General features: G+C 71.9%; 14 protein-coding genes. 9 read left to right on the forward strand and 5 right to left on the reverse strand.

All coding sequences use genetic code 11. The features are described 5' to 3' along the window. Positions 1–46 precede the first annotated feature (46 nt). Positions 47–1,462: an enolase C-terminal domain-like protein gene (locus tag ACIQVL_RS29765; RefSeq protein ID WP_403476857.1), complete on the forward strand. Its 1,416-nt coding sequence runs from the start codon at positions 47–49 to the stop codon at positions 1,460–1,462. Positions 1,463–1,555: 93 nt separating this feature from the next. Here the strand turns inward: ACIQVL_RS29765 and ACIQVL_RS29770 are convergent, their stop codons facing one another. From ACIQVL_RS29770 to ACIQVL_RS29780, 3 genes are read right to left on the reverse strand one after another with little or no spacing between them, the layout of a single operon-like run. Then, complete coding sequence (locus ACIQVL_RS29770; RefSeq protein ID WP_403436441.1) at positions 1,556–2,503, reverse strand: carbohydrate ABC transporter permease; 948 nt, start codon at positions 2,501–2,503, stop codon at positions 1,556–1,558. Continuing rightward, positions 2,500–3,399 (reverse strand): carbohydrate ABC transporter permease, encoded by a 900-nt coding sequence (locus tag ACIQVL_RS29775; RefSeq protein WP_403436442.1) that lies wholly within the window; start codon positions 3,397–3,399, stop codon positions 2,500–2,502. Before ACIQVL_RS29775 ends, ACIQVL_RS29770 begins: the two co-directional genes overlap by 4 nt. A gap of 9 nt (positions 3,400–3,408) precedes the next feature. After that, positions 3,409–4,779, reverse strand: a complete 1,371-nt coding sequence (locus ACIQVL_RS29780) for an ABC transporter substrate-binding protein (protein WP_403476858.1) — start codon at positions 4,777–4,779, stop codon at positions 3,409–3,411. A gap of 348 nt (positions 4,780–5,127) precedes the next feature. On the opposite strand from ACIQVL_RS29780, the gene ACIQVL_RS29785 reads away from it, so the two are divergent. Then, a complete protein-coding gene (locus ACIQVL_RS29785; RefSeq protein ID WP_403476859.1) occupies positions 5,128–7,419 on the forward strand; it encodes a beta-galactosidase in 2,292 nt (763 codons plus the stop codon). Positions 7,420–7,726: 307 nt separating this feature from the next. Beyond that, complete coding sequence (locus tag ACIQVL_RS29790) at positions 7,727–9,925, forward strand: ROK family protein (RefSeq protein ID WP_403476860.1); 2,199 nt, start codon at positions 7,727–7,729, stop codon at positions 9,923–9,925. 33 nt (positions 9,926–9,958) lie between these two features. On the opposite strand, the gene ACIQVL_RS29795 is transcribed toward ACIQVL_RS29790, so the two are convergent. Beyond that, positions 9,959–13,624 carry a glycoside hydrolase family 3 C-terminal domain-containing protein gene (locus ACIQVL_RS29795; protein WP_403476861.1) on the reverse strand — a complete coding sequence of 1,222 codons (3,666 nt, stop codon included), beginning with the start codon at positions 13,622–13,624 and terminating at the stop codon, positions 9,959–9,961. Positions 13,625–13,894: 270 nt separating this feature from the next. On the opposite strand from ACIQVL_RS29795, the gene ACIQVL_RS29800 reads away from it, so the two are divergent. From ACIQVL_RS29800 to ACIQVL_RS29810, 3 genes are all read left to right on the forward strand, one after another. After that, the gene (locus ACIQVL_RS29800) at positions 13,895–15,160 is read left to right on the forward strand and encodes an ROK family protein (RefSeq protein ID WP_403436450.1); all 1,266 of its coding nucleotides are present in this window, start codon (positions 13,895–13,897) and stop codon (positions 15,158–15,160) included. A 52-nt stretch (positions 15,161–15,212) separates the two neighbouring features. After that, a complete protein-coding gene (locus tag ACIQVL_RS29805) occupies positions 15,213–15,968 on the forward strand; it encodes an IclR family transcriptional regulator (RefSeq protein WP_403436452.1) in 756 nt (251 codons plus the stop codon). Between the two features lie 98 nt (positions 15,969–16,066). After that, the gene (locus ACIQVL_RS29810) at positions 16,067–17,374 is read left to right on the forward strand and encodes a PP2C family protein-serine/threonine phosphatase (protein WP_403436455.1); all 1,308 of its coding nucleotides are present in this window, start codon (positions 16,067–16,069) and stop codon (positions 17,372–17,374) included. A gap of 126 nt (positions 17,375–17,500) precedes the next feature. Here ACIQVL_RS29810 and ACIQVL_RS29815 read toward each other — a convergent pair whose 3' ends face one another. After that, complete coding sequence (locus ACIQVL_RS29815) at positions 17,501–17,926, reverse strand: ATP-binding protein (protein ID WP_403436458.1); 426 nt, start codon at positions 17,924–17,926, stop codon at positions 17,501–17,503. 200 nt (positions 17,927–18,126) lie between these two features. Between ACIQVL_RS29815 and ACIQVL_RS29820 the strand changes: the two genes are divergently transcribed. The 3 genes from ACIQVL_RS29820 (at position 18,127) to ACIQVL_RS29830 (ending at position 21,041) form a co-directional block, all read left to right on the forward strand. After that, positions 18,127–18,894, forward strand: a complete 768-nt coding sequence (locus ACIQVL_RS29820; protein ID WP_403436461.1) for an IclR family transcriptional regulator — start codon at positions 18,127–18,129, stop codon at positions 18,892–18,894. Positions 18,895–18,948: 54 nt separating this feature from the next. Further along, entirely contained in the window at positions 18,949–20,469 is a 1,521-nt protein-coding gene (gene glpK / locus ACIQVL_RS29825) for a glycerol kinase GlpK (RefSeq protein WP_403436464.1), read from the forward strand. A gap of 176 nt (positions 20,470–20,645) precedes the next feature. Beyond that, entirely contained in the window at positions 20,646–21,041 is a 396-nt protein-coding gene (locus tag ACIQVL_RS29830) for a hypothetical protein (protein WP_403436465.1), read from the forward strand. Positions 21,042–21,078: the final 37 nt, after the last annotated feature.

Raw genomic sequence — 21,078 nt, forward strand, 5'->3', positions numbered from 1 at the left:
ATCCCGCTCCGCCGGATGAATCCCACTGCCCGACGGAAGGACGAGAGTGCCCAGCATCCCGCCGCACTCCGGCATGTCCGAACGCACCGACGCCGACCGCCCCCTCGACCCCGAGCGCCCCCTCGGTCCCGACCGCCCCCTCGACCCCGGCCGTTCCTTCGATCCCGACCGAGGCTGCGACCCCGACCGCCTCCTCGGCCCGGACGGCGGACTGCCCGAGGCCCGGCCGCCCTGGACCCACCGCGACGGCCTGCGGATCACCCGGGTCCGTGCCGTCGTAACCGCCCCCGAGGGCACCCCGCTGATCGTCGTCCGCGTCGACACCAGCGACGACGGCCTGTACGGACTGGGGTGCGCCACCTTCACCCAGCGCTACGCCGCCGTGGCCGCCGCCGTGGACGAGCACGTCGGGCCGCTCGCCGTGGGCCGCCACCCGGCCGACATCGAGGACATCACGCGGCTCGTCCACTACTCCTCGTACTGGCGCAACGGCCCGGTCCTCAACAACGCGCTGTCGGGGCTCGACCAGGCCCTGTGGGACATCGCGGGCAAGCGCGCCGGGCTGCCCGTGCACGAACTCCTCGGCGGACGCTGCCGGGCCGCCGTCGAGGTCTACTCGCACGCGGCCGGCCCCACCATAGGGGAGACCCTCGACCGCGCCGAGCAGCTGATCGAGGCCGGCTACCGCAACGTCCGGCTGCAGACCGGCCAGCCCGGCCTCGGCGCGTACGGCGCCCCCGGCACCGGCGGCGGCTACCCGCGCTCACCGCACCCCGACGGCTGGGACCCCGAGCGCTACCTGCGCTCCACCCCGGCCCTGTTCGCCGCCGCCCGCGGCCGGCTGGGCGACGGCGTCAACCTCATGCACGACGTGCACAGCCGGCTGACGCCCAAGCAGGCCGTGGTGCTGGCGCGGGCGCTGGAACCGTACGGGCTGTCCTTCCTGGAGGACGTCGTCGCCCCCGAGTTCTACGACCACCTGCCCGCGGTCCGCGCCGCCTCCCCGGTACCCGTCGCGGTCGGCGAACAGCTCGGCTCGGTGCCGGACGCGGTCCGGCTGGTCCGGGACGGCGCAGTGGACCTGCTGCGGCTGCACACCTCCTCGGTGGGCGGGCTGACTCCGACCCGTAAGCTCGTCGCCCTCTGCGAACTCCTGGGCGTGCGCACGGCCTTCCACTCCCCGGGCGACATCTCGCCGGTCGGGGTGGCGGCCAACCTGGCGGTCGACATCTCCTCGCCGGCCTTCGGCTTCCAGGAGTCGCACGAGTACAACGAGGCCACCCACGAGGTCTTCCCGGGCACGCCGGTGGTGGCCGACGGCCATCTGCGCCCCTCCGAGGAGCCCGGCTGGGGCATCACCCTCGACGAGAAGGCCGCCGGGCGGTTCCCTCCGGTGAAGTTCCTCCACGAGCGCTGGTCCGCCCAGGTGCGGCGGCCGGACGGGGCGCTGGAAGCCCCGTAGCCCGCAACCGCGACGCAAGAGCCCCAGCAACGGAAACGGAAGAGGGGGGCCGCCGGAACCGGCGGCCCCCCTCGCCATGCCGCCCGCGTCTTCCTACTCCTCCGCGGCGACCGCGGCCGTCGCCGTCGTGCCGACGCCCGCCGAGCCGGTCGCCGCGCCGCCCGCCACGCCCTCCACCAGATGGCGCTGGAGCAGGGCGAAGACGACCAGGATCGGGGCCGCCACGATCACGGTGGCCGCCGCGATGAGCGGCCACTGCGAGGTGTGCTCACCGAAGAACCCGTACAGCCCGCGGGTCACCGGCCACAGTCCCGGATCGTTCAGCATGATCAGCGGCAGGATCAGGTTGTTCCAGGACGCCACGAAGCCGAAGACCCCGAAGGTCGCCAGGGCCGGTTTCATCTGCGGCATGACGATCTGGAAGATGAACCGGACATACCCGCAGCCGTCCAGCGCCGCCGCCTCGTCCAGCTCCCGCGGGATGGACTTGATGTAGCCCACGAAGAAGAAGAATCCGGCGCCGGCGAGCGAGGTGAGGACCAGGAACCCCAGCCGGCTGTCGTACAGCCCGAGCGCCTTGGCCTCCACGAACAGCGGGATCAGGCCGACGGGCAGGAAGCCGGAGAAGACGAAGAAGCCGTACAGCGCGTTGGAGCGCCGGAACCAGCCGCGCGAGATCGGGAAGGCCAGGAACACCCCCAGGACCAGGGTGATGACGTCCGGGACCACCGCGTAGACCAGCGAGTTGACCATCTCGGTGCCGAAGTTGCCCTGCGTCCACGCGTCGCTGAAGTTGCTCAGCGTCCAGGTGTCCGGCATCCCCGTCGGGTCCTTCAGGAACGACTGGTACGGCTTGAACGCCTGCAGCAGCAGATAGACCAGCGGCAGGGCGAACAACCCGGCGGAGACCACGAAGCAGAACAGCTGCGTCCCGGTCAGTCGCAGTCCGCGCAGGGCCAGGCGGCGACGGTCGGACGGGGCGGGCCTGGCGGGCGCCGGGGGATCGGAGCGCCGTTGGAGGCGCGCGGTCAGCAGGCTCACAGCGACACCTCCCGCCTGCGCAGTCCCCACAGCAGGCCGCCGCCGACGACCAGGGTGAAGGCGAACTGGAGCATGGCCAGCATCGAGCCGCGGCCGAGGTCGGAGTTCTGCCCGAAGGCCGTGTCGAACATGTACATCCCCAGGGTCCTGGTGCCGTAGTTGCCGTCGGTGAGCACCAGGACCAGCGCGTACTCGCCGATGCTGCCCATGGCGGTGAGGAAGACGTTCACGGTGGTCGCCGGGGCCAGCATCGGCCAGGTGATCTTCCAGAACGTCTTCCACCGCCCGGCTCCGTCCAGCGAAGCCGCCTCGTAGAGCTCGGGCGGGATACGGCGCAGCCCGGCGATGTAGACGAGCATGGTGTAGCCGGAGAACATCCAGACGTTGATCAGCACGATCAGCCAGATCGCCCAGTCGGGGTTGCCGAGGAAGGCGTTGGCGCCGCCGAACAGCGAGTGGTACGCCTTCTCCGTCGGACCGTTGTTGGGATCCAGCAGCAGCGAGAAGAGCACCGCCACGATGGTCACGGAGAAGATCTGCGGCATGAAGATCAGGGCCCGGTACAGGCCGTAGCCCGTCCGCCGGCGCTGGAGCACCAGTGCCAGTCCCAGGCCGACCACGATCTGAAGGATCGTTACTCCGGCGACGTACTTCACGGTCACCACGAGGCTGTCCGACAGGTCGGGCCAGGAACCGGTGAACTCGTTGCGGTAGTTGCACAGGCCGCAGAAGTTGATGGGGGTGCCGGGCAGCCCCGAGTACTGGGTGAGCGAGTAGTAGACGGTGGCCAGCGACGGGTACAGGCCGAACACCAGCCAGCCGAGGGTGGGCACCGAGATGGACAGCCAGGGGATCCAGCGCCTGGTCCGCCGGGTGCCGAAGGGGCAGGTGGACACGGTGCGCTCCTAGTGCTTGACGCTGGCGGAGTACGCCTTGGCCGACTCGGAGAGCGCCGTGGTCATGGACTTGTTCCCGAAGGGCTGCACGTCCTGGAGCTTCGGCCCGCCCGCGTAGGTCGAGGACCCGGTGGTCGGAATCCACGGCTGGGTGGAGTTCGGGTAGCCCTTCGCGGCGTTGGCGGTCAGCCAGTCGGTCCAGGACAGCGACGGGGTCGGCACGTCGGGCTCGGTGGAGATCGAGCCGGTGGCCTTCACCCAGGCCGCGTAGTTGGTCTGCTGGGTGAAGAAGTCCAGGTACTCCAGGGCCAGCTTCTTGTGCTTCGCCCACACCGGCACGGACCACGACAGGTCGGGGGCGAGCGCCGGCCGGTTCCAGGCGGCGTTGTCGGTACCGGGGACGGCGAAGAAGCCGAAGTCCAGGTCCGGGTTGGCCTGCGCGATGGTGTTGCCGTCGTAGGAGCCGTCCACGAAGAAGGGGTAGTCGTCGGTGTTGGACGCCCACACCCCCGGCGCGGTCTGCGCGGGCACGCCCGCCGCGTTGGGCTCGATGTACGACATGATCTCCTCGTAGCGCCGGGCGGCGTCCTGGTACAGCGGGTCGTCCCAGTTGGCCTTTCCGTCCCAGAAGTCCTGGGCGCGCTGCTGGTAGACGGACTGCGCTTCGGTGGCCGGCTTGTCCTGCATCATCAGCTGGTTGATGATCCCGGCCCAGATGATGTTCTGGTAGCCGTCCTTGCCGGCCACGTAGACGGGGCTCAGGCCCTTGGACTTCAGCAGCTTGAGGTCGGAGACGAACTCGCCGTACGTGGTCGGCACCTGGAGGCCGTACTTGTCGAGCAGGTCCTTCTTGTACCAGAGGCCGGTGTTGTTGACGTACTCGGCGGTCATCACGCCGTAGACGCCGTCCTTGTAGCCCATCGCGTACTTCTGCGCGGTGAGGTCGAAGCGCTTCATGAACGGCTGCTTGCTCAGGTCCATGAACTGGTTGTTGGCGATCAGCGCGGCGGTGCCGTTGACCTTGATGTCCGTCTGCTCCGGCGGGAACGCCGCCGGGGTGGGCGGGAACTGGGCCAGGACGTCGACGTTCTTCGAGGCCAGCAGCGAGTTCTGCAGCGTCGGCCAGGCGTTGGCGGCGGTCGGTGCGGTCTGCAGCTTGACCTTGACGCCCGGGTGCGCCTTCTCGAAGGCGGCGTTGATCTTCTCGGTCTGCGCCACCGCGGCGGCGTTGGTCCACTCGGCGACGACCAGGGTGTTCTCGGACGAGCCGCCGCTGTCGCTGCTGCACGCGGAGAGCCCGGCGGCGGCCAGCGCACCGGCGGCGGCAGCGGTCAGGACGCGGGGCCAGGGGGTGGTGAGGTAACGGCTTCTGTCGGCCATGTCGCTCCTCGGTAGGAGGTACGGGAAACGGCCGACGGGAGTCCCGGAGATTGATCCGAAGCATGTGGCTGAGCGCGCGGTGCGTCAAGGCGATGCGCAGGGAGAATTCTGACGGATGACAAGAGATTTCTCTTACAAAAGACTGGTGGAAACATCGGTATTCGCGCATCGGTGGTGACATATGCGCAGGTGAATGCCGCTGAATTGAAATCTTGGGCAGGTTCTTCGGCCGAGCTGTTGTCTTGGTAACACTCATGGTTTTCCATAATGCTGCCGCGCCGACGGGAGGCCCTGGAGAAGCACCGCCGGTCCGTATCCCCGCTCAACTCACCCGGAAGGGTTCAGCCGATGCTGCGCACGTCGAAGTCCGCGAGACGCAGAACGGTTCCACTCCTCGCCGCCGCGGCGGCGGTCGTCGCCACCGCCGGCCCGGTCGTACCGGCCGGTGCGGCGACCCCGGCCGCGGCCACCACCGCGCGGAGCGGGCCGTCCACCCTGTGGGCGACCCAGCTGCAGTTCGACGACCACGGCACCCCCTGGTCCACGGCCCAGTTCGAGGCCGTCAAGGCCAAGGGGATGAACAGCGTCGAGATCAACATGCCCTGGAACCAGATCGAACCCGCCGAGGGCACCTTCGACTTCACCGAGCTCGACACCGAACTCGCCAACGCCGAGGCCGCCGGCATCCGCATCGTGCCGATCTTCTGGCAGGCCGGCTGGGGCGGCAGTCCCGCCTCGTGGATCACCAGCAGGGAGGTCACCGGCAGCGGTGGCACCGGCATCGCCCCCGCCTGGTGGGACACCGGCGAACAGCAGGCCTACTTCGACTACGTCACCACCACCGTCGAGCACCTCACCGGCACCCCCGGCTACGGCGGCTCGATCCTCGACTACGGCCGCCTGGACGCCCAGTGGAGCAACGACGGCAACGGCGGCTGGGCACCGGCCGACATCGCGTACTTCCACGACCACTGGCTGCCGCACACCTACGGCACCGTCGCCCGCTTCAACGCGGCCAACGGCACCGCCTACGGCTCCTTCGCCGAGGTGCCCGCGGCCACCCCCGGTCAGCCGCTGGCCGGCGTGTACCAGAACTTCCGGCAGTGGAGCGTCCAGGACACCTACGACCGGCTGACCGCCGCCGTCCGCAAGGTCTCCCGCGGCCCGCTCTACTACTACTTCGGCGGGCACATCTCGAACGCCCCGGACATCGGCAACCTGCCCGACGTCTTCTTCCGACTGGCCCGGAAGTACGGCCTCACGGTCATCGAGGACGCCGCCCAGTCACCCGGCCTCACCCTCACCTTCGGCAGCCTGGCCCGCGGCTACCACGTCCGGCTCGCCCAGGAGTGGACGGCGCCCACCGAGGCCGAGATGCCGGCCCAGGCCGTCCAGTGGATCTCCAACTACGGCATGGGCTTCCCCTACGGCGGCGGCGAGGACTTCTTCATCCACGACGGCACCTCCAAGGACGTCATCGCCTACCCGATCTACACCGGCGCGCTGCCCACCCTGCAGGGCCTGTCCGGCACCTACCCGCAAGCCCCGGTCGCGGTCTACTTCGACTACTCCAAGGCCTGGGGGAACGCCGGCGGCGGCAGTCTCAACGCCGTCGAGAACCAGCTCACCGCCCTGTGGTCGCGCCACCAGAGCGGGTTCACCGTGGTCACCAGCGACGAGGTGAAGAACCACGCGGCGCACCTGTCCACGTTCCGCGCGGTGCTGCCGCTGAACGGCACCGACGCCAACGTGACGGCCTATCAGAAGGCCGGTGGGACCGTGCTGAGCAGTGGCGACCAGCTCGCCCGGTACGCTCCGGCGTACGCCGAGCTGAGCAGCGCGCACGCCCTGCAGGTGGTGCCCACCACCACCGCCGCCGACCACCGCAGCTCCCAGCTGGTACTGGCCGAGATCAGCCCCTACTTCTCGTACGACGGCGCCGTCGTCCTGCGGCCCGCCGGGCTGAATCTGAAGGCCGGCCGCTACCACGCGGTGGACGCGGCGACCGGCAGGGCACTGCCGCAGGTGGCGCAGAGCGACGGCGGCGCATGCGTCCCGCTCGGCCTGGGCACGGCCTCGCTCACCGAATGGAAACTGGTCCCCGGCCCGGCACCGGCCGGCACCCCCGTACCCGGCTCCTGCTCCACCACCTCCGGCGGCGCCACGACCGTGGGCGCCACCGCGGGCAGCAACGACGGGTCGTCGGGCGCCGTCTTCCAGAACGTCGGCGCCACCGGCCAGGGCGCGGACGGCAACCTGGACACCGTCACCCTCGGCGGACAGAGCGCCTACGAGACCTGGGCCACCGACCGCACCGGAGTCGGCAGCGCCAACGCCTACCTCCAGCTCGACCCGGGCAGCGCGGTGGCCCGCGCGGCCACCCTCACCGTCCAGGTCACCTACTGGTCCGAGGCCGGGCAGGGCTTCACCGTCCAGTACGACACCCCGGCCGACGCCTACCACAACGGGCCGACGGTCACCGGCGACGGAACCGGCAGCTGGCAGACCGCCACGCTCACCCTCACCGGCGCGCAGTTCGACGAGGCCCAGAACCTCCAGGCCGACCTCCGGCTCGCGGCCACCGACCCGGCGAGGCCGCTGTACATCCACAGCGTCTCGCTCACCACTGCCGGGAACTGAGGCCGGCCCACCGGCCTGCCTCCCCGAAGGAGAACCACCGTGCACGACGCCACCGGCCCCTCTCCGGAAATCCCCGGCGCATGGGCGCTGACCAGCGATTCCATCCACGGATACGATGCCTCCCTCCGGACCGGCCCGGAGCATCCGGAATCACCGGAATCACCGGAATCACCAGAGAGGCCGGAAAGGCCGGAAAGGCCACAAGGAAGGGGGGCCGTCACGGTGCGACCCAGCCCGCTGCCGGTCCCCGGCAGGCTCCGTGTCCCGGTCCCGCTCGGCATACCCCGCCGCACCCGGGGCGGCGCCGGTGCCTGACGCGCCATCCCGGCCACCGGCGGAAGCCGAACTCGACGTCCTCCGCCGGTGGGCGGCCGGCCCCGGGCCACGTGCCCTGCGCGCCTCGATCGTCCTGCAGGCCGCCCTCGGCCGGCACAACTCCGAGATCGCCCGCAGCCTCGGCGTCTCCCGGCAGACCGTGGCCACCTGGCGGCAGCGCTACGCCGCCGAGGGGACCGCCGGGCTCGCGGGCCGCCCGCAGTCGGGCCGCCCCGGGGTCGTCGACGAGGGCGACGTGGTCACCGAGACCCTGCTGGCCCCACCGGACCGGCGCTCCTCCCGCAGCGTGGGACGGCTGCTCGGCTGCTCGCACACCGCGGTCGCCGCCGCCCGCCGCCGCTGGCACCTGGGCCAGGCGGACCGGGCCCCGCTGCCCCCGCTGACCCCCGCCCTCGCCGACGGCGAGGTGTGGGTGGCCGGCGTCCACCACGACACCGGCCGCACCCTGGTACTGCTCGCCCTGCGCCAGCCCGTCCCCGGCCGTCCCGCCGCCGGCCCCGTGGTCAGGCCCCCCACCGACGCGCTGGCAGCCGTGACCGCGGCGTTCACCCACGCCCTGGACCCGCACGACCACGCAGCTCCCGACGACTCCCGCGGTCCGGCCCCCGCCGCTGCGGCCGGTCCCTCCCGCCCGCAGGGCCGCCCGGCCGCCGAACCCGACCAGGCGGTGAGCGTCTTCCTCGCCGCCGCCCGCCGCTCCCACCCCCGCGCCGACCTCCACCTGGTCGTCCTGCGCGGCCCGGCCGCGGCCGGGCTCGACGAGCTCTGCCGGCGGGCCCGGGTGACCCTCCACCAGCCACCCGAGCGGACGGGCCCGGTCTCCTTCCTGCGCGCCGTACTCGCCCTGGACGCCTCCCGGCACCCTTCCTCCTCGGCCCGTGTCCTGCTGGACCTGGCGGCGGACCTGGACGGCCCCGCACCGGTGCGCTGGATCCGCGAGCCGCTGCCGGCCGCGCCCGGGGAGAGCCCGCCCGGTGCGGCCGGGCCGCTGCGCGCGGCCGCACCGGCCGGCAGCGGTGGCGCCAACCAGATCGACCTCGGCTCGTTCAACGAGTGCGTGGTGATCGAGACGGTGCGGCTGGCCGGGTCGATCACCCGCGGCGAGATAGCCGACCGCACCCGGCTGACCCAGCAGTCCGTCTCGCGCATCGCCCGCTCGCTGCTGGACCGCGGCCTGCTCGTCGAGGAACGCCGGCAGCACTCGACCGTCGGCAAGCCGCGCGGCCTGGTCCGGCTGCGCGACGACGCCGCGCACGCCCTCGGCATCCACATCGACCCCGAGGTGCTCACCGCGGTCCTCGTCGACCTCTCCGGCCGCATCGTGGCCCGCCGGGTCGAGAAGATCACCCCCGAACCGCGCCCCGGTGCGGTCGTCGCGCAGATCGCCGCCCTCGGCGAGGCCGTCCTCGCCAACACCGGGCAGGCGGTGCGCGAGAACAGCTTCCTCGGGCTCGGGGTGGTGGTGCCCGGCCCGGTCGACACCGTCTCCGGAACGGTCCTGGACCCGCCGCTGATGGGCGTCCTCAAGGACGTCCCGCTGCGCAGCCTCCTCGAACAGCGCTTCTCCTGCCCGATCCTGGTGGAGAAGGACTCCACCGCGGCCGCCGTCGGCGAGCGCTGGATCGGCCGCGAGAGCCGCGCCCGCGACTTCGTCTACCTCTATCTCGGCACGGGTGTGGGCGCGGGCCTGATCCTCAACGGCGACATCTACCGCGGACTCACCGCCAACGCGGGGGAGTTCGGGCAGCTGTGCGCGGTCACGCTGGGCCGCGTCGAGCCCTCGGGCCGGCCCGAGGTGCTGCCCGAGTGCAACCCGGCACGCCATGTGCTCACCCGCGCCGACGGTCCTCGCGCGGGCGCGGCCGGCCAGGTGCCGAAGGACCCGCCGACGGTCCGCGAGGCGGCCCGGGCGATCGGCAGGGGCGCCCTGGCCCTGATCGACCTGCTCGACGTCGGCCTCGTCGTGGTCGGCGGACCGTTCTGCACCGGCCCCGCGGCCGACATCTACCTCACCGAGATCGAACGGGCCGTCAACGACTTCCCGACCGCCCGCCGGCTGCGCCGGGTCCATGTCGAACGTTCCGTGAGCATCCACGAGGCGGCCGCCGTCGGCGCCGCCTCGACGCTCTTCCACGCCGCCTTCACCCCGCGGCTGCGCCGGCACCCGTGAACCCCGCGGGCGCCGGCGCCGGCCTCGGGCGGCTCAGCCCACGGCCACCGCGAAGACGTGCAGGGACACCTGGTTCACGGCGACCGGCGCGCCCATGTCCGGCAGGGTGAGATACGCCGGGGTCTTCCCGGCCGCCAGCGCCACCGTCTGCGCGTAGACGCTCACCCGCTGGTCCTTCCTGCCGTCCGCCGTGTCGAGGTACGGGGTGGAGGCGAGGATGTCGCCGCCCGGCGGGGCGGTGTTGGACCACCAGTCGGGGAAGGTCAGCGAGAACGCCTGGGTACTGCCGTCGGTGTAGGTGACCAGCCCGGATCCGGATCCGTCGCCGTACGCGCTGGTGCCGAGCAGCCCCAGCTTCGTGGCCCCGGCCGGGACCCCGGTGAGCGGGACGGTCTGGCCGAGCGCGGCGATGTTGTCGTAGGCGCCGGTGCCGGTGGTGGGCCAGTCGTAGCTGAGCCCGCCGTGGCTCACCGCGCTCCCGGAGGCGACGCCCGCCGCGGCGAGGGCCTGCTGGGAGAGGCCGATGTGCTCGCCGTCGATGTCGGCGCCGCCCGGGTCGGCGTCGTCGGCGACCCCGGTGTTGTTCCGGGCCGCGGCGAAGTCGGCGTACGGCACCAGCACCCTGGTCGCCGCCTGGTCGTCGCTGCGGGCGCCCTGATAGGTGGCGGAGGCGGAGACGGCGTAGTTCCCCGGTGCCGGGGTGCCTCCGTCGGGCGCCAGCTTCCAGGTGGTGACGGCCTTGGCGCCCGGTGCCAGTGAGCCGAAGACGGCCGGGGTGACGGCGTCGGCACGCCAGCCGGCGGGCGCGGTCAGGGCGACCTGGACGTCGTTCAGCGTGCCGGGGCCGGTGTTGGTGTAGGTGGTGGTCAGGGTGGCCGTCGTACCGGAGGAGAGGACACCGCCGCCGCTGATGCCGAGCGGGTGGCCGACGCGGATCACCGCGCCGCCGGTCACGCCGCCGACGGTGGCCCTGATCGTCGCCACGCCGTTGCCGACCGCGGTGACGACACCCTTGGCCGAGACGGTCGCGACCGAGGCGTCGCTGCTCGAGTACCGGACCCGGGTCCTGGTCAGATCCACGAACGACCCGTCGGTGTCGACGGCTTCGACCACATGGTCCGCCGTGACCGACATGGTGCGGCCGGGCTGCTGTGCGGGGTCGGTGTCGTCCTCGATCCACCGGTTGGTGCCGGTCAGGTCGATGGTGTCGCCGGCCTGGTGGACCACCGCCTCGGGCTGCACGGTGACGTACTGCACGTGCGGGGTGAGACGACCGTGCACCCGCACGTTCGCCGCTCCGGCGACGGTCGCCGAGTCCGGGCCGACCTGCAAGCGGTAGGTTCCGGCGTACACCACGGACCTGGCGGCCTTGCTGTCCCGGAAGGCCAGGTCGGGGATGTTCACCTTCAGGGTGATGTGCTGCTTCTGCCCGGGCTGCAGGACCCGCGTCTTCTGGAAGCCCGCCAGGCGCTCCTTGGGGAGTTCGGCTCCCGGCACGGTGAAGGGGGTCGCCGCGTAGAGCTGGGCGACGGTCGCGCCCGCGGTGCTGCCGGTGTTGGTGACGTCGAAGGAGACCTTCACACTGCCGTCGGCGCTCACGGACGTCCGGTCGACCCGGGTGTGCGAGTAGCGGAAGGAGGTGTAGCTCAGCCCGTAGCCGAAGGGATAACTGGGCGTGCCCGTGAAGTACTGGTAGGTGCGGCCCAGTCCGCCGGTGGCGCCCGCCGTCAGGCCGTAGTCGGACATCGCCGGGAGCTGCGAGTCGTCCTTGTACCAGGTGAAGTCCAGGTGCCCGCTCGGGTTCTGCCGCCCGAACAGCACGTCGGCCAGTGCGGTGCCCTGGGACTGCCCGTTGTACCCGGCGAAGACGATCGCCGGGACCTTGTCCTTCAGCCCCTCGACGTCGACGGGGCCGGCCGACTGGATGTCCAGCACCGTACGCGGGTTGCCCAGTGCGGCGACCTGGTCCACCAGGTCGGCGTAGTTGCCGGGCAGTGCGAGGGTGGTGCGGTCCTTGGCCTCGGTGGCCACGCTGGTGTCCGTGCCGACCGCGACCACGACCAGGTCCGCGTCCTCGACGTCCGCCCGGGTCCGGGCGGAGAGCTGGGCGGGGCCGGTGGCGGTGGTGGAGGTGCCGGCCGCGTCGAAGACCACCTGGGCGTCCGGGTGCGCGGCCTTCACCGCGGCGGTGATGCCGTCGGCGGCGTCCGTCTGGTGGGTGGGTTCGCCGGAGTAGCCGCCCAGGGTGGTCCTCCCGGCCTGGTCGCCGAGGACGACCACCTTGTCCAGCGCGGCGGCGTCGGCGGGCAGCAGCGGCTGGCCCGTCGCCGCCAGTGCGTCGTTCTTGAGCAGGACGACAGCGTTGTCAGCGACCTTGGTGGCGAGGGCCTGGTGGTCGGCGGACTCGATGACACTCCTGGTGATCTTCGTGTACGGGTTGCCCGCGGCCGGGTCGAACTCGCCGGTCTCCATCCGCACGGTGAACAGGTGGACCAGCGAGGTGTCCACCACTCCTTCGCTGAGGATGCCGGCCTGGATGGCCTGCTCCACGTTCTGCGGGGTGGCCTCGGCGCCGGTGCAGTTGACGTCCGTCCCCGCGCGCAGCGCGTACGCCTGACCGCCGGCCGCGCCGGAGATCCTCCTTCCGTCGGCGGTGCTGGTCCAGGTGGCGTCGGTGTCCTTGCCGTCCGTGGTCCAGCCGGGCGGGGCCCAGTCGTGGCCGCCGGGGAAGGAGCGGTAGGTGGTGCTGACGGCGCCGCAGTCCGAGGTGATGTAGCCCTGGAAGCCGTAGGTGCGCCGGGCGATCTGGTCGGTGGTGTACGTGTTCGCCACCGAGGGTGTGCCGTTGACGGCGTTGTAGGAGGTCATGAGGCCGGAGACATGGGCCTTCTCGATGAGGCTCCTGAACTGGGCCGTGTAGTAGTCGTAGAGATCGGTGTCGTTCACCTGCGAGCTGATGCCGGTGCGGTCCTTCTCCACGTTGTTGAGCGCGTAGTGCTTCGCGGTGGCGGCCACCTTCAGGTACTTCGTCTGCCTGCTGCCGTCCGGGTTCTGGCCCTGGTAGCCGTTCACGAACGCCCCGGCCATCTGCGAGACCAGGTACGGATCCTCGCCGAAGGCCTCGTCGGTACGGCCCCAGCGCGGATCGCGGTCCATGTTCACGTTGGGCGCCCAGTACGTCAGCGAACCGTAGTTGTCCGCCGAGTTGCCGAGGTTGTTCTGGCCCGTGCCCCACAGCGACTTGTCCAGGAAGCCGCGTGCCTCGTCCGAGACCGCCTGCGTCTCCTGGTACATGAGCTGCCTGTCCCAGGTCATCGCGGCGGCGAAGTTCGTGGGGAAGCTGGTGGCGTGCACTCCACCGCTCGCTGAGCCCGAGCGGTTGTCCGCGCCGAGGGTGTTGATGCCGTGCTGGCCCTCGCTCCAGTACGTGTACTGCTGCACGCCGAGCCGGGGGACCGCGGGTGCGTTGTTGGTGTGCAGCTGCTGGACCTTCTCGTCCAGCGTCATCCGGGAGACCAGGTCGGCCGCCCGCTCCTGGAAGGAGTACGAGGTGTCGAGATAGATCGGCACGGTACTGCTCGCCGTGGCCCTCGCCGGCACCGCCGAGGCGGTGGGGGCGGCGAGGGCCGTGCTGAGCAGGCCCAGGGAGCAGAGGACCGCGACGGCGGTGGACCGTAAACAGGTGGATCTCGAGCTCATGTTGCCTCCTCGGGCGGAATGCTGGAGGGCAACGCCGCAGACATGGATCGGCGGCGTCGGATGAGCGGGCCGCGCCAGGGCGTGGAATGGTGGCCGGAGTGGTCGGTCCGGCGATGAACTTCCTTGTGGAACAGGCGAGTTGTGCGGACGGGCGCGGCAACCTGTTCTATGTTTTGGTACGAACCAAAACATAGACTGGTGCGTGTCCCTGTCAAGTCCGCGCGTATGCCCCGAGCCACTCGGACCCCTCGGAGCCCCAGGAGGACACCCTTGCTCTCCGCGCGTTCAGCCGGCGTCCCGACGCGCGCCGGGCACACCGACATCAGGCGCAACAACCAGGAGCTGGTGCTGCGCCACCTGTGGGCGGTCGGCTCCGCTTCGCGCGCCGGGATCGCCGCCAGCGCCGGGCTGACCAGGGCCACGGTCTCCCGCCTGGTCGGCTCGCTGATCGAGCTGGGCCTGGTGGAGGAGGCCGGGGTCGCGACCGGCGGCGGGCAGGGCAGGCCGGGCACCGGACTGCGGCTGGCCGGACGGCACGTGCTGGCGGTCGGCGCCGAGGTCAACGTCGACTACCTGGCCCTGCTGGTGGTCGACCTGGCGAACCGTCAGGTGCACCACTGGCAGCGCCCCTTCGACGCCCACCGCGCCGGTGCGGAGGCGAGCCTCGCCGCCCTCGCCCAGGCGTGCGCCGGCTGGCTCGACTCGCTCCCGGCGCGTCCGGCCGCCGAACGCGGCCCGTTCGTCGCGGGCCTCGGTGTGGCCGTCCCCGGTCTGGTGGACGAGCGCCGCGGGGTGGTGGGCCGCGCCCCCAACCTCGGCTGGCACGACGTGCCGGTGGCCGAACTGCTGACCGCCGAGCTCGGCGACCGGGTCGGCCCGGTGACGGTCGGCAACGAGGCGAACCGGGCCGCCCTGGCCGAGTACCGGGTGGGCAGCCACGCCGGCACCGAGCACCTGGTGTACGTCACCGGCGACGTGGGCATCGGCGGCGGCCTGATCGTGCAGGGCCGGCCGCTGCTGGGCGCCCGGGGGTACGGCGGCGAGGTGGGCCACATGCTGCTGGACCCGGCCGGACCGCTCTGCGGCTGCGGGCGGCGCGGCTGCTGGGAGGCGTTCGTGGGGCTGGAGGCACTGCTCGCCGAGGTCGCCGAGCCGTCCGCCGGGCCCGGCGCGGGGGAGTCCTCCGAGGAACGCATCGCCCGCGTGGTCCGGCGCGCCGAGCGCGGCGACGAGACGGTGCTCGGCGCACTGGCCCGGCTCGCGGAGCACGTCGGGACCGGCTGCGCCAACATCGCGGCCCTGTTCGACCCCGACGTGATCGTCCTCGGCGGCTACTTCACCGCGGTGGCCCGCTGGATCATGGCCCCCGCCCGCACCGCGCTCGCCGCCCGGCTGCTCGCGCCCCCGACCCCGGGAACGGGCGAGCTCGCCGTCTCCGACCTGGGTTTCGCCGCCGCGGCACGAGGCGCCGCCACGCACATCGTCGACCGTGTGATCAGCGATCCCCACGTCCTGCTCGGCACCCCCGGGCGCTGACCCGCAAGCCCCGTGTCTTGCCCGCCCGGGGTGTCGGGGGCACGCTGGTGACATGAGCGTTCACGAGCCCACGCTCATCATGTCGGTGCAGCGTGCCTTCCGGCTGCTGGAGGCGGTGAGCGCGCACGAGAACGGCGCGCCCGCGAAGCAGCTGGCCCGGGAGACGGGCCTGCCGCTGGCCACCGCCTACCACCTGCTGCGCACGATGGTCCACGACGGGTACCTGCGCAAGCTCGCCGACGGCGGCTTCGTCCTCGGCGACAAGCTGGGCACGCTCCAGACCACGGGACAGAGCCAGGCGCTGCTCAGCCGGGTCCGGCCGACGCTGGCCGCGCTCCGTGACGAACTGGGCACCGCCACCTACCTCACGTTCTACGAGGGGGGCGAGATCAGCGTCGCCGAGATCGTCGACGGCCCCCGCACACCCCGCGTCGACCTCTGGGTGGGGTTCGAGGACGCCGGGCACGCCACCGCGCTGGGCAAGTCCGTGCTGCGCGAACTGGACGTGGAGGCCCGCCGCGAGTACCTCTCCCGGCACGACCTCGCCGACCTGACGCCACGGACCATCACCACCCTCCCCGAGCTGATCCGCAACCTCGACGCCTCTCCCATGGCCCCGGCCGTCACGGACCTGGAGGAGTACGCGCTGGGCACGGTGTGCGTCGCCGTGCCGATCTACCGCGGCGACGTCCTCGGCTCGCTCGGCGTCTCCCTCCCGGCGGAACGGCTCTCCCGCCTCCCGGAGGTCCGGGCCCGGCTGCTCCCGACCGCGGACCGCGTCACGCGGGGCCTCTCGCTCACTATCTGAAATCCCACTCCTTGTGGCTGGCCGACCAAACCTCTTTCCTGGATGAAACGGACAAGTCGGGCTCGGAGCCCCACTGGGTGAGGATTGCGGACACAGACATGAGGCAGGCGCGAGACCATGGTGGCAACCACTGGCCATTGCGGCCGCTCAGGAAACCGGGATCCGGTCCTGGGACGCCGGGGCCCAGGCGGGCCGTCTCCCAGCTGGCCGCCGGAATGCCGGTGGCACCGGTTCTGATCGTCTCGGGCATCGCGCTCGTCGACGTCATCGGCGGGCCGGGGATGTTCTGGCTGCCGCTGCTGGCTGCCGGACCGGCGCTGGCGGCCAGCACCAACGGACCCCGGGGCGTCCTGTGCGTGGGGTTCCTCGCCGTGGCGCTGGGCGCCACCCTGGGGGCCCGGGAGGCGGGTCCGGGGCGCGAGCCGGCGGCCGTGCTCTCGGCGCTCGTGGCCGTCACCCTGGCGAGCGCCCTGGCCAGCGCGCTGCGCGGCCGCAGGGAACGGGTGCTCGCCGCCGTCCGCTCGGTCGCGGAGGCCGCCCAGCACGCGGTTCTCAAGCCCATCCCGGAGACCGTCGGCCCGTTCCGGGTGGCGGTCCGCTACAGCGCGGCGGCGGCGGAGGCCCGGATAGGCGGCGACCTGTACGCCCTGGTGCCCACCCCGCACGGCATCCGGCTGATCGTCGGCGACGTACGTGGCAAGGGCCTCCCGGCCGTGGAGATCGCCGCCCTGGTCCTCGGCGTCTTCCGCGAGGCCGCCTACGACGAGCCCGATCTCCTCGCCGTCGTCGCGAGGATCGAGCGGAGCCTGGCGCGCAACCTCGGCCCCGACGACTTCGTCACCGCGATCGTCGTGGGACACCCGTGCGCCGGGCAGCTCGAAGTGGTCAACTGCGGGCACGCGTCTCCCCTGCTGATCACCGCTTCGGGGAGCGTCACCGCGGTCGAGGCCACCCGCCCGGCCCCGCCGCTCGGCCTGCGCGTCCTCGTCGACGAGCCGCCCTGCCTGGAGATCCTGCCCTTCGCCGAAGGCGACCAGCTGCTGCTGTACACCGACGGGGTCATCGAGGCCCGCGACCGCGCCCGCGAGTTCTACCCGCTGGCCGAGCGGGTGGCCCGCCATGCGTCCGGCGACCCGGAGCACATCCTCTCCGCGGTCCATGACGAACTGCTGGCGCACGTGGGCGGGCGGTTGCACGACGACGCGGCGCTGCTCCTGCTGCGCATGCAGGACACGGCGGAACCGGTTCCGCCCGCGTCCCAGGAAGAGGGAACGGCCGTCCGGGAACCGGAGGGCCGTGGTGGCCACGAGTCCGTCCCGGTGGTGTCGCGCACCCGGCCCGTCGCCTTCAACGCGGACGGCGGAAGGCGGTTCGCCGGCGTGTTCTCGCCGGGCGCGGGCCGCTGAGCGCTCCGCCGGAAGTTCCGTTACGTGCCGTTACGGCGCCGTCGTGACTGGTCGCGCGTCTTCTCCCGCAGCCTTCGGCCGGTACCCCCGACGCCCCTTCGGGACGCCGCCGAACCGGAGCGGTTCTCACACCGCCACGAGGTCGGCCCAGCGGGTGACCGCGCCCGGGTGCGTGTGGATGCCGTACCGGGTCGCCAGGGCGTGGACGATCTCCTCGCCCCGGCCGTGCTCGTCCGGGTCTATCCCCGCGGGCGGCTCTCCCGCCGAACGCGCGGGACCGGAGTCGGTGACCTCGATGCGCAGCGTGCCGAGACCGGCGTCGCGTGTCCAGGACAGCCGCAGCACCGCCGGGGGCAGTGCGTGGACCATCGCGTTGGTCAGCAGTTCCGACACCACCAGCAGCGCGTCCTCGATGACGTCCGGGGACACCTTCCAGGCGGCCAGAACCGCGCCGGCCCGTCGACGCACGTCCGGCACGGCACCGGCGACGGGCGGCATCGGGAAGACGTATTCGCTTGCCCCCCGCACCCGCGTGTTGAGCTGTACCGCCATCTCGTGTCTCCAGAGGTCAGTGCCACCGGCCCCGCGTCACGCACCTCGGTGCGTTGCCAGGCCTCTCAGCACGCTAAGGAGCCGCGCCGGGTCGGTCAATGAACGTGGGTCGGCATTACCGAACGACACCGCCCGCTCCCGTGCCACGGCGGCCCTGCGTACGCACGGCAGACGGTCCGAGACGGTAATAAGCTCGCCTCATGACCGGTCCGGTCCAGTCGATCGAACGGGCGGCCGCGATCCTGCGCCTGCTCGCCGGCGGGCCCCGCCGACTCGGGCTCGGAGAGGTGGCGGCCTCCCTCGGGCTGGCCAAGGGCACCGCCCACGGGATTCTGCGCACGCTCCAGCACGTGGACTTCGTGGAGCAGGACGCGACGACGGGCAAGTACCAGCTCGGGGCCGCCCTGCTGCACCTCGGCACGAGCTATCTCGACGTCAACGAGCTGCGGTCCCGGTCCATCAACTGGGCCGACGCCCTCGCCGCCCGCAGCGGTGAGGCGGTGCGCCTGGGCACCCCCCTGGAGGGCATGGTCCTGGTCGTCCACCACGTGTTCCGGCCGGACGACACCCTCCAGACCCTGGACGTGGGCGCGCTGCTGCCCCTGCACGCCTCCTCGCTCGGCAAGGTACTGCTGGCCTACGGCACCGCGACCGTCGGCTCCGCCGTGGAGTCGGGGCTGGACGCGTACACCCGGCACACCCTGGTCACCCAGGAGCAGCTCACCCGGGCGCTCGCCGAGGTCCGGGAGACGGGCTGGGCCGCCGAGGTACAGGAGATGAGCATGGGCGAGGCGGGACTCGCCGTGCCGATCCGGGGGCACGGCGGCCTCGTCGTGGGCGCGATCGGGCTGTCCGGCCCCGTCGAGCGGATCTGCGACAGCCAGGGCCACCCCCGCCCCAGCCTGATCACGCTGATCCGGGAGGCCGCGAGAGCCATCTCCCGGGACCTGGGAGCCGCCCGCTGGTAAGCCCCCTCCGCGCCCCGCGCCCATTCCGCGACCCATCGGAAGGCGGACCCGATCATGGTGGAACGTTATGTGATGTCCATCGATCAGGGCACCAATTCCACGCGGTGCATCCTGTTCGACCGGGGCGGGCGGCTGGTGTCGGTCGCGCAGCGGGAGCACCAGCAGCACTTCCCCCGGCCCGGCTGGGTCGAGCACGACGCCGTCGAGATCTGGCACAACCTGAGACGGGTGATGACCGAGGTCCTCACCGGCGCCGGTACGGCCGTCGACCCGAGCCAGGTCGCCGCCATCGGCCTGGCCAACCAGCGCGAGACGACCGTGCTCTGGGACCGGCGCACCGGCACCCCGCTGGGCCGGGCGCTCGTCTGGCAGGACACCCGCACCGCGCCACTGGTCGAGGAACTCAGGATCCGGCCCGGAGAGGAGTTCTTCCTCGACCGGTGCGGCCTGCCGCCCTCCACCTACTTCTCGGCGCTGCGCATCCGCTGGCTGTTCGACCACGTCAAGGGCCTGGAACAGCGTGCGAAGGACGGCGAGGTGCTGTTCGGCACCATGGAGAGCTGGCTGATCTGGAACCTCACCGGCGGTGCCGACGGCGGTCTGCACATCACCGACGCGACCAACGCCAGCCGCACCATGCTGATGAACATCCGCACGCTCGCCTGGGACGAGGAGCTCCTGGCGTTCTTCGGCGTCCCCCGCCCGATGCTGCCCGAGATCCGGTCCTCCGCGGAGACCTACGGCGAGGCCTGCGCGCAGCTCCCCGGCGTTCCCATCACGGCCGCGCTCGGCGACCAGCAGGCTGCGCTCTTCGGCCAGACCTGCTTCTCCCCGGGCGAGGCCAAGTGCACCTACGGAACGGGCAGCTTTCTGCTGCTCAACACCGGTACCGACGTCGTGCGGTCCCGGCACGGACTGCTCACGACGGTCGCCTACAAGATCGGGGACCGGCAGCCCGTCTACGCCCTGGAGGGGTCGATCGCCGTCACCGGCGCACTGGTCCAGTGGTTCCGGGACCGGCTGGGGCTGATCAACAGCGCGCCGGAGATCGAGACCCTCGCCCGGACCGTCGAGGACAACGGCGGCTGCTACATCGTCCCCGCCTTCTCCGGTCTCTTCGCGCCCCGCTGGCGCAGCGACGCGCGCGGCGTCATCGTCGGCCTCACCTCCTACATCACCAGCGGGCACCTGGCGCGGGCCGTCCTGGAGGCCACCGGCTGGCAGACGCGTGAGGTCGTCGACGCCATGAACGCCGACTCCTCGGTGGCCCTGAAGGAGCTGAAGGTGGACGGGGGCATGACGGCGGACAACCTGCTCATGCAGTTCGTCGCCGACGTGCTCGACGTGCCCGTCGTACGGCCCATGGTCTCCGAGACGGTCTCCCTGGGCGCGGGTTACGCCGCCGGGCTCGCCGCGGGCTACTGGCCGGACCTCGAGGTCCTGCGCCGCAACTGGCACCCGGCCGCCCGGTGGCTGCCGGGAATGGACCCCGGCCACCGGGCGGCGGAGTACGACAACTGGCAGCGGGCCGTCGAACGGTCGCTGGGCTGGATCAGATCGCCCGGGTCCCGCTGAGCGTTCTCCTTTCCGGGATCTGTTTTCCGGCCCCCGGTTTCCGCGCCTTCTTTCCGGGTCCTTTCCGCTTCCCTTCGGTCTTGTGTTGGCGTGCTGGAAGCCGGTCGGTACGGCCCCTAACGTTCTTTCACGGGCGCTTTCGTGCAGGCGAGGCAAGCGAAGAGCGAAGGGGGAACATGTCCGTTTTTCCGTCCAGTGAAATGGCCGTGAAGGTCTTCGGCAGTCTGTTCACCGTATTGCTGGAGGACGACGATTTCGTGGCGCGGGCCCGGCGGGAGGGACTGTCCGTCCGGCTCGTCCACACGAAGCCCGACTGCGAGATCTTCGTGTCACCGCAGAACGGCGTCCGCGTCGGTGAGGAGCAGGCGGGGCCCGCTGCGATCACCCTCCGGATGTCCTGCGACACGGCGCACGCGCTGTGGATGGGGCGGCTCCTGGTGCCCGTCGCCATCGCCACGGGCCGGCTCCGGATCCGCGGCAGGGTCGCCAAGGTACTGGAACTGGTGCCCATGCTGCGGCCCGCGTTCGACCGGTACCCCGACATCGCGGCCGCCGCCGGTATCGGCGCGTGAACCGACGCGCGGCGACCCGTCCCGAACACCGAACCGA

Source organism: Streptomyces sp. NPDC090499 (assembly GCF_044769305.1).
GTDB lineage: Bacteria > Actinomycetota > Actinomycetes > Streptomycetales > Streptomycetaceae > Streptomyces.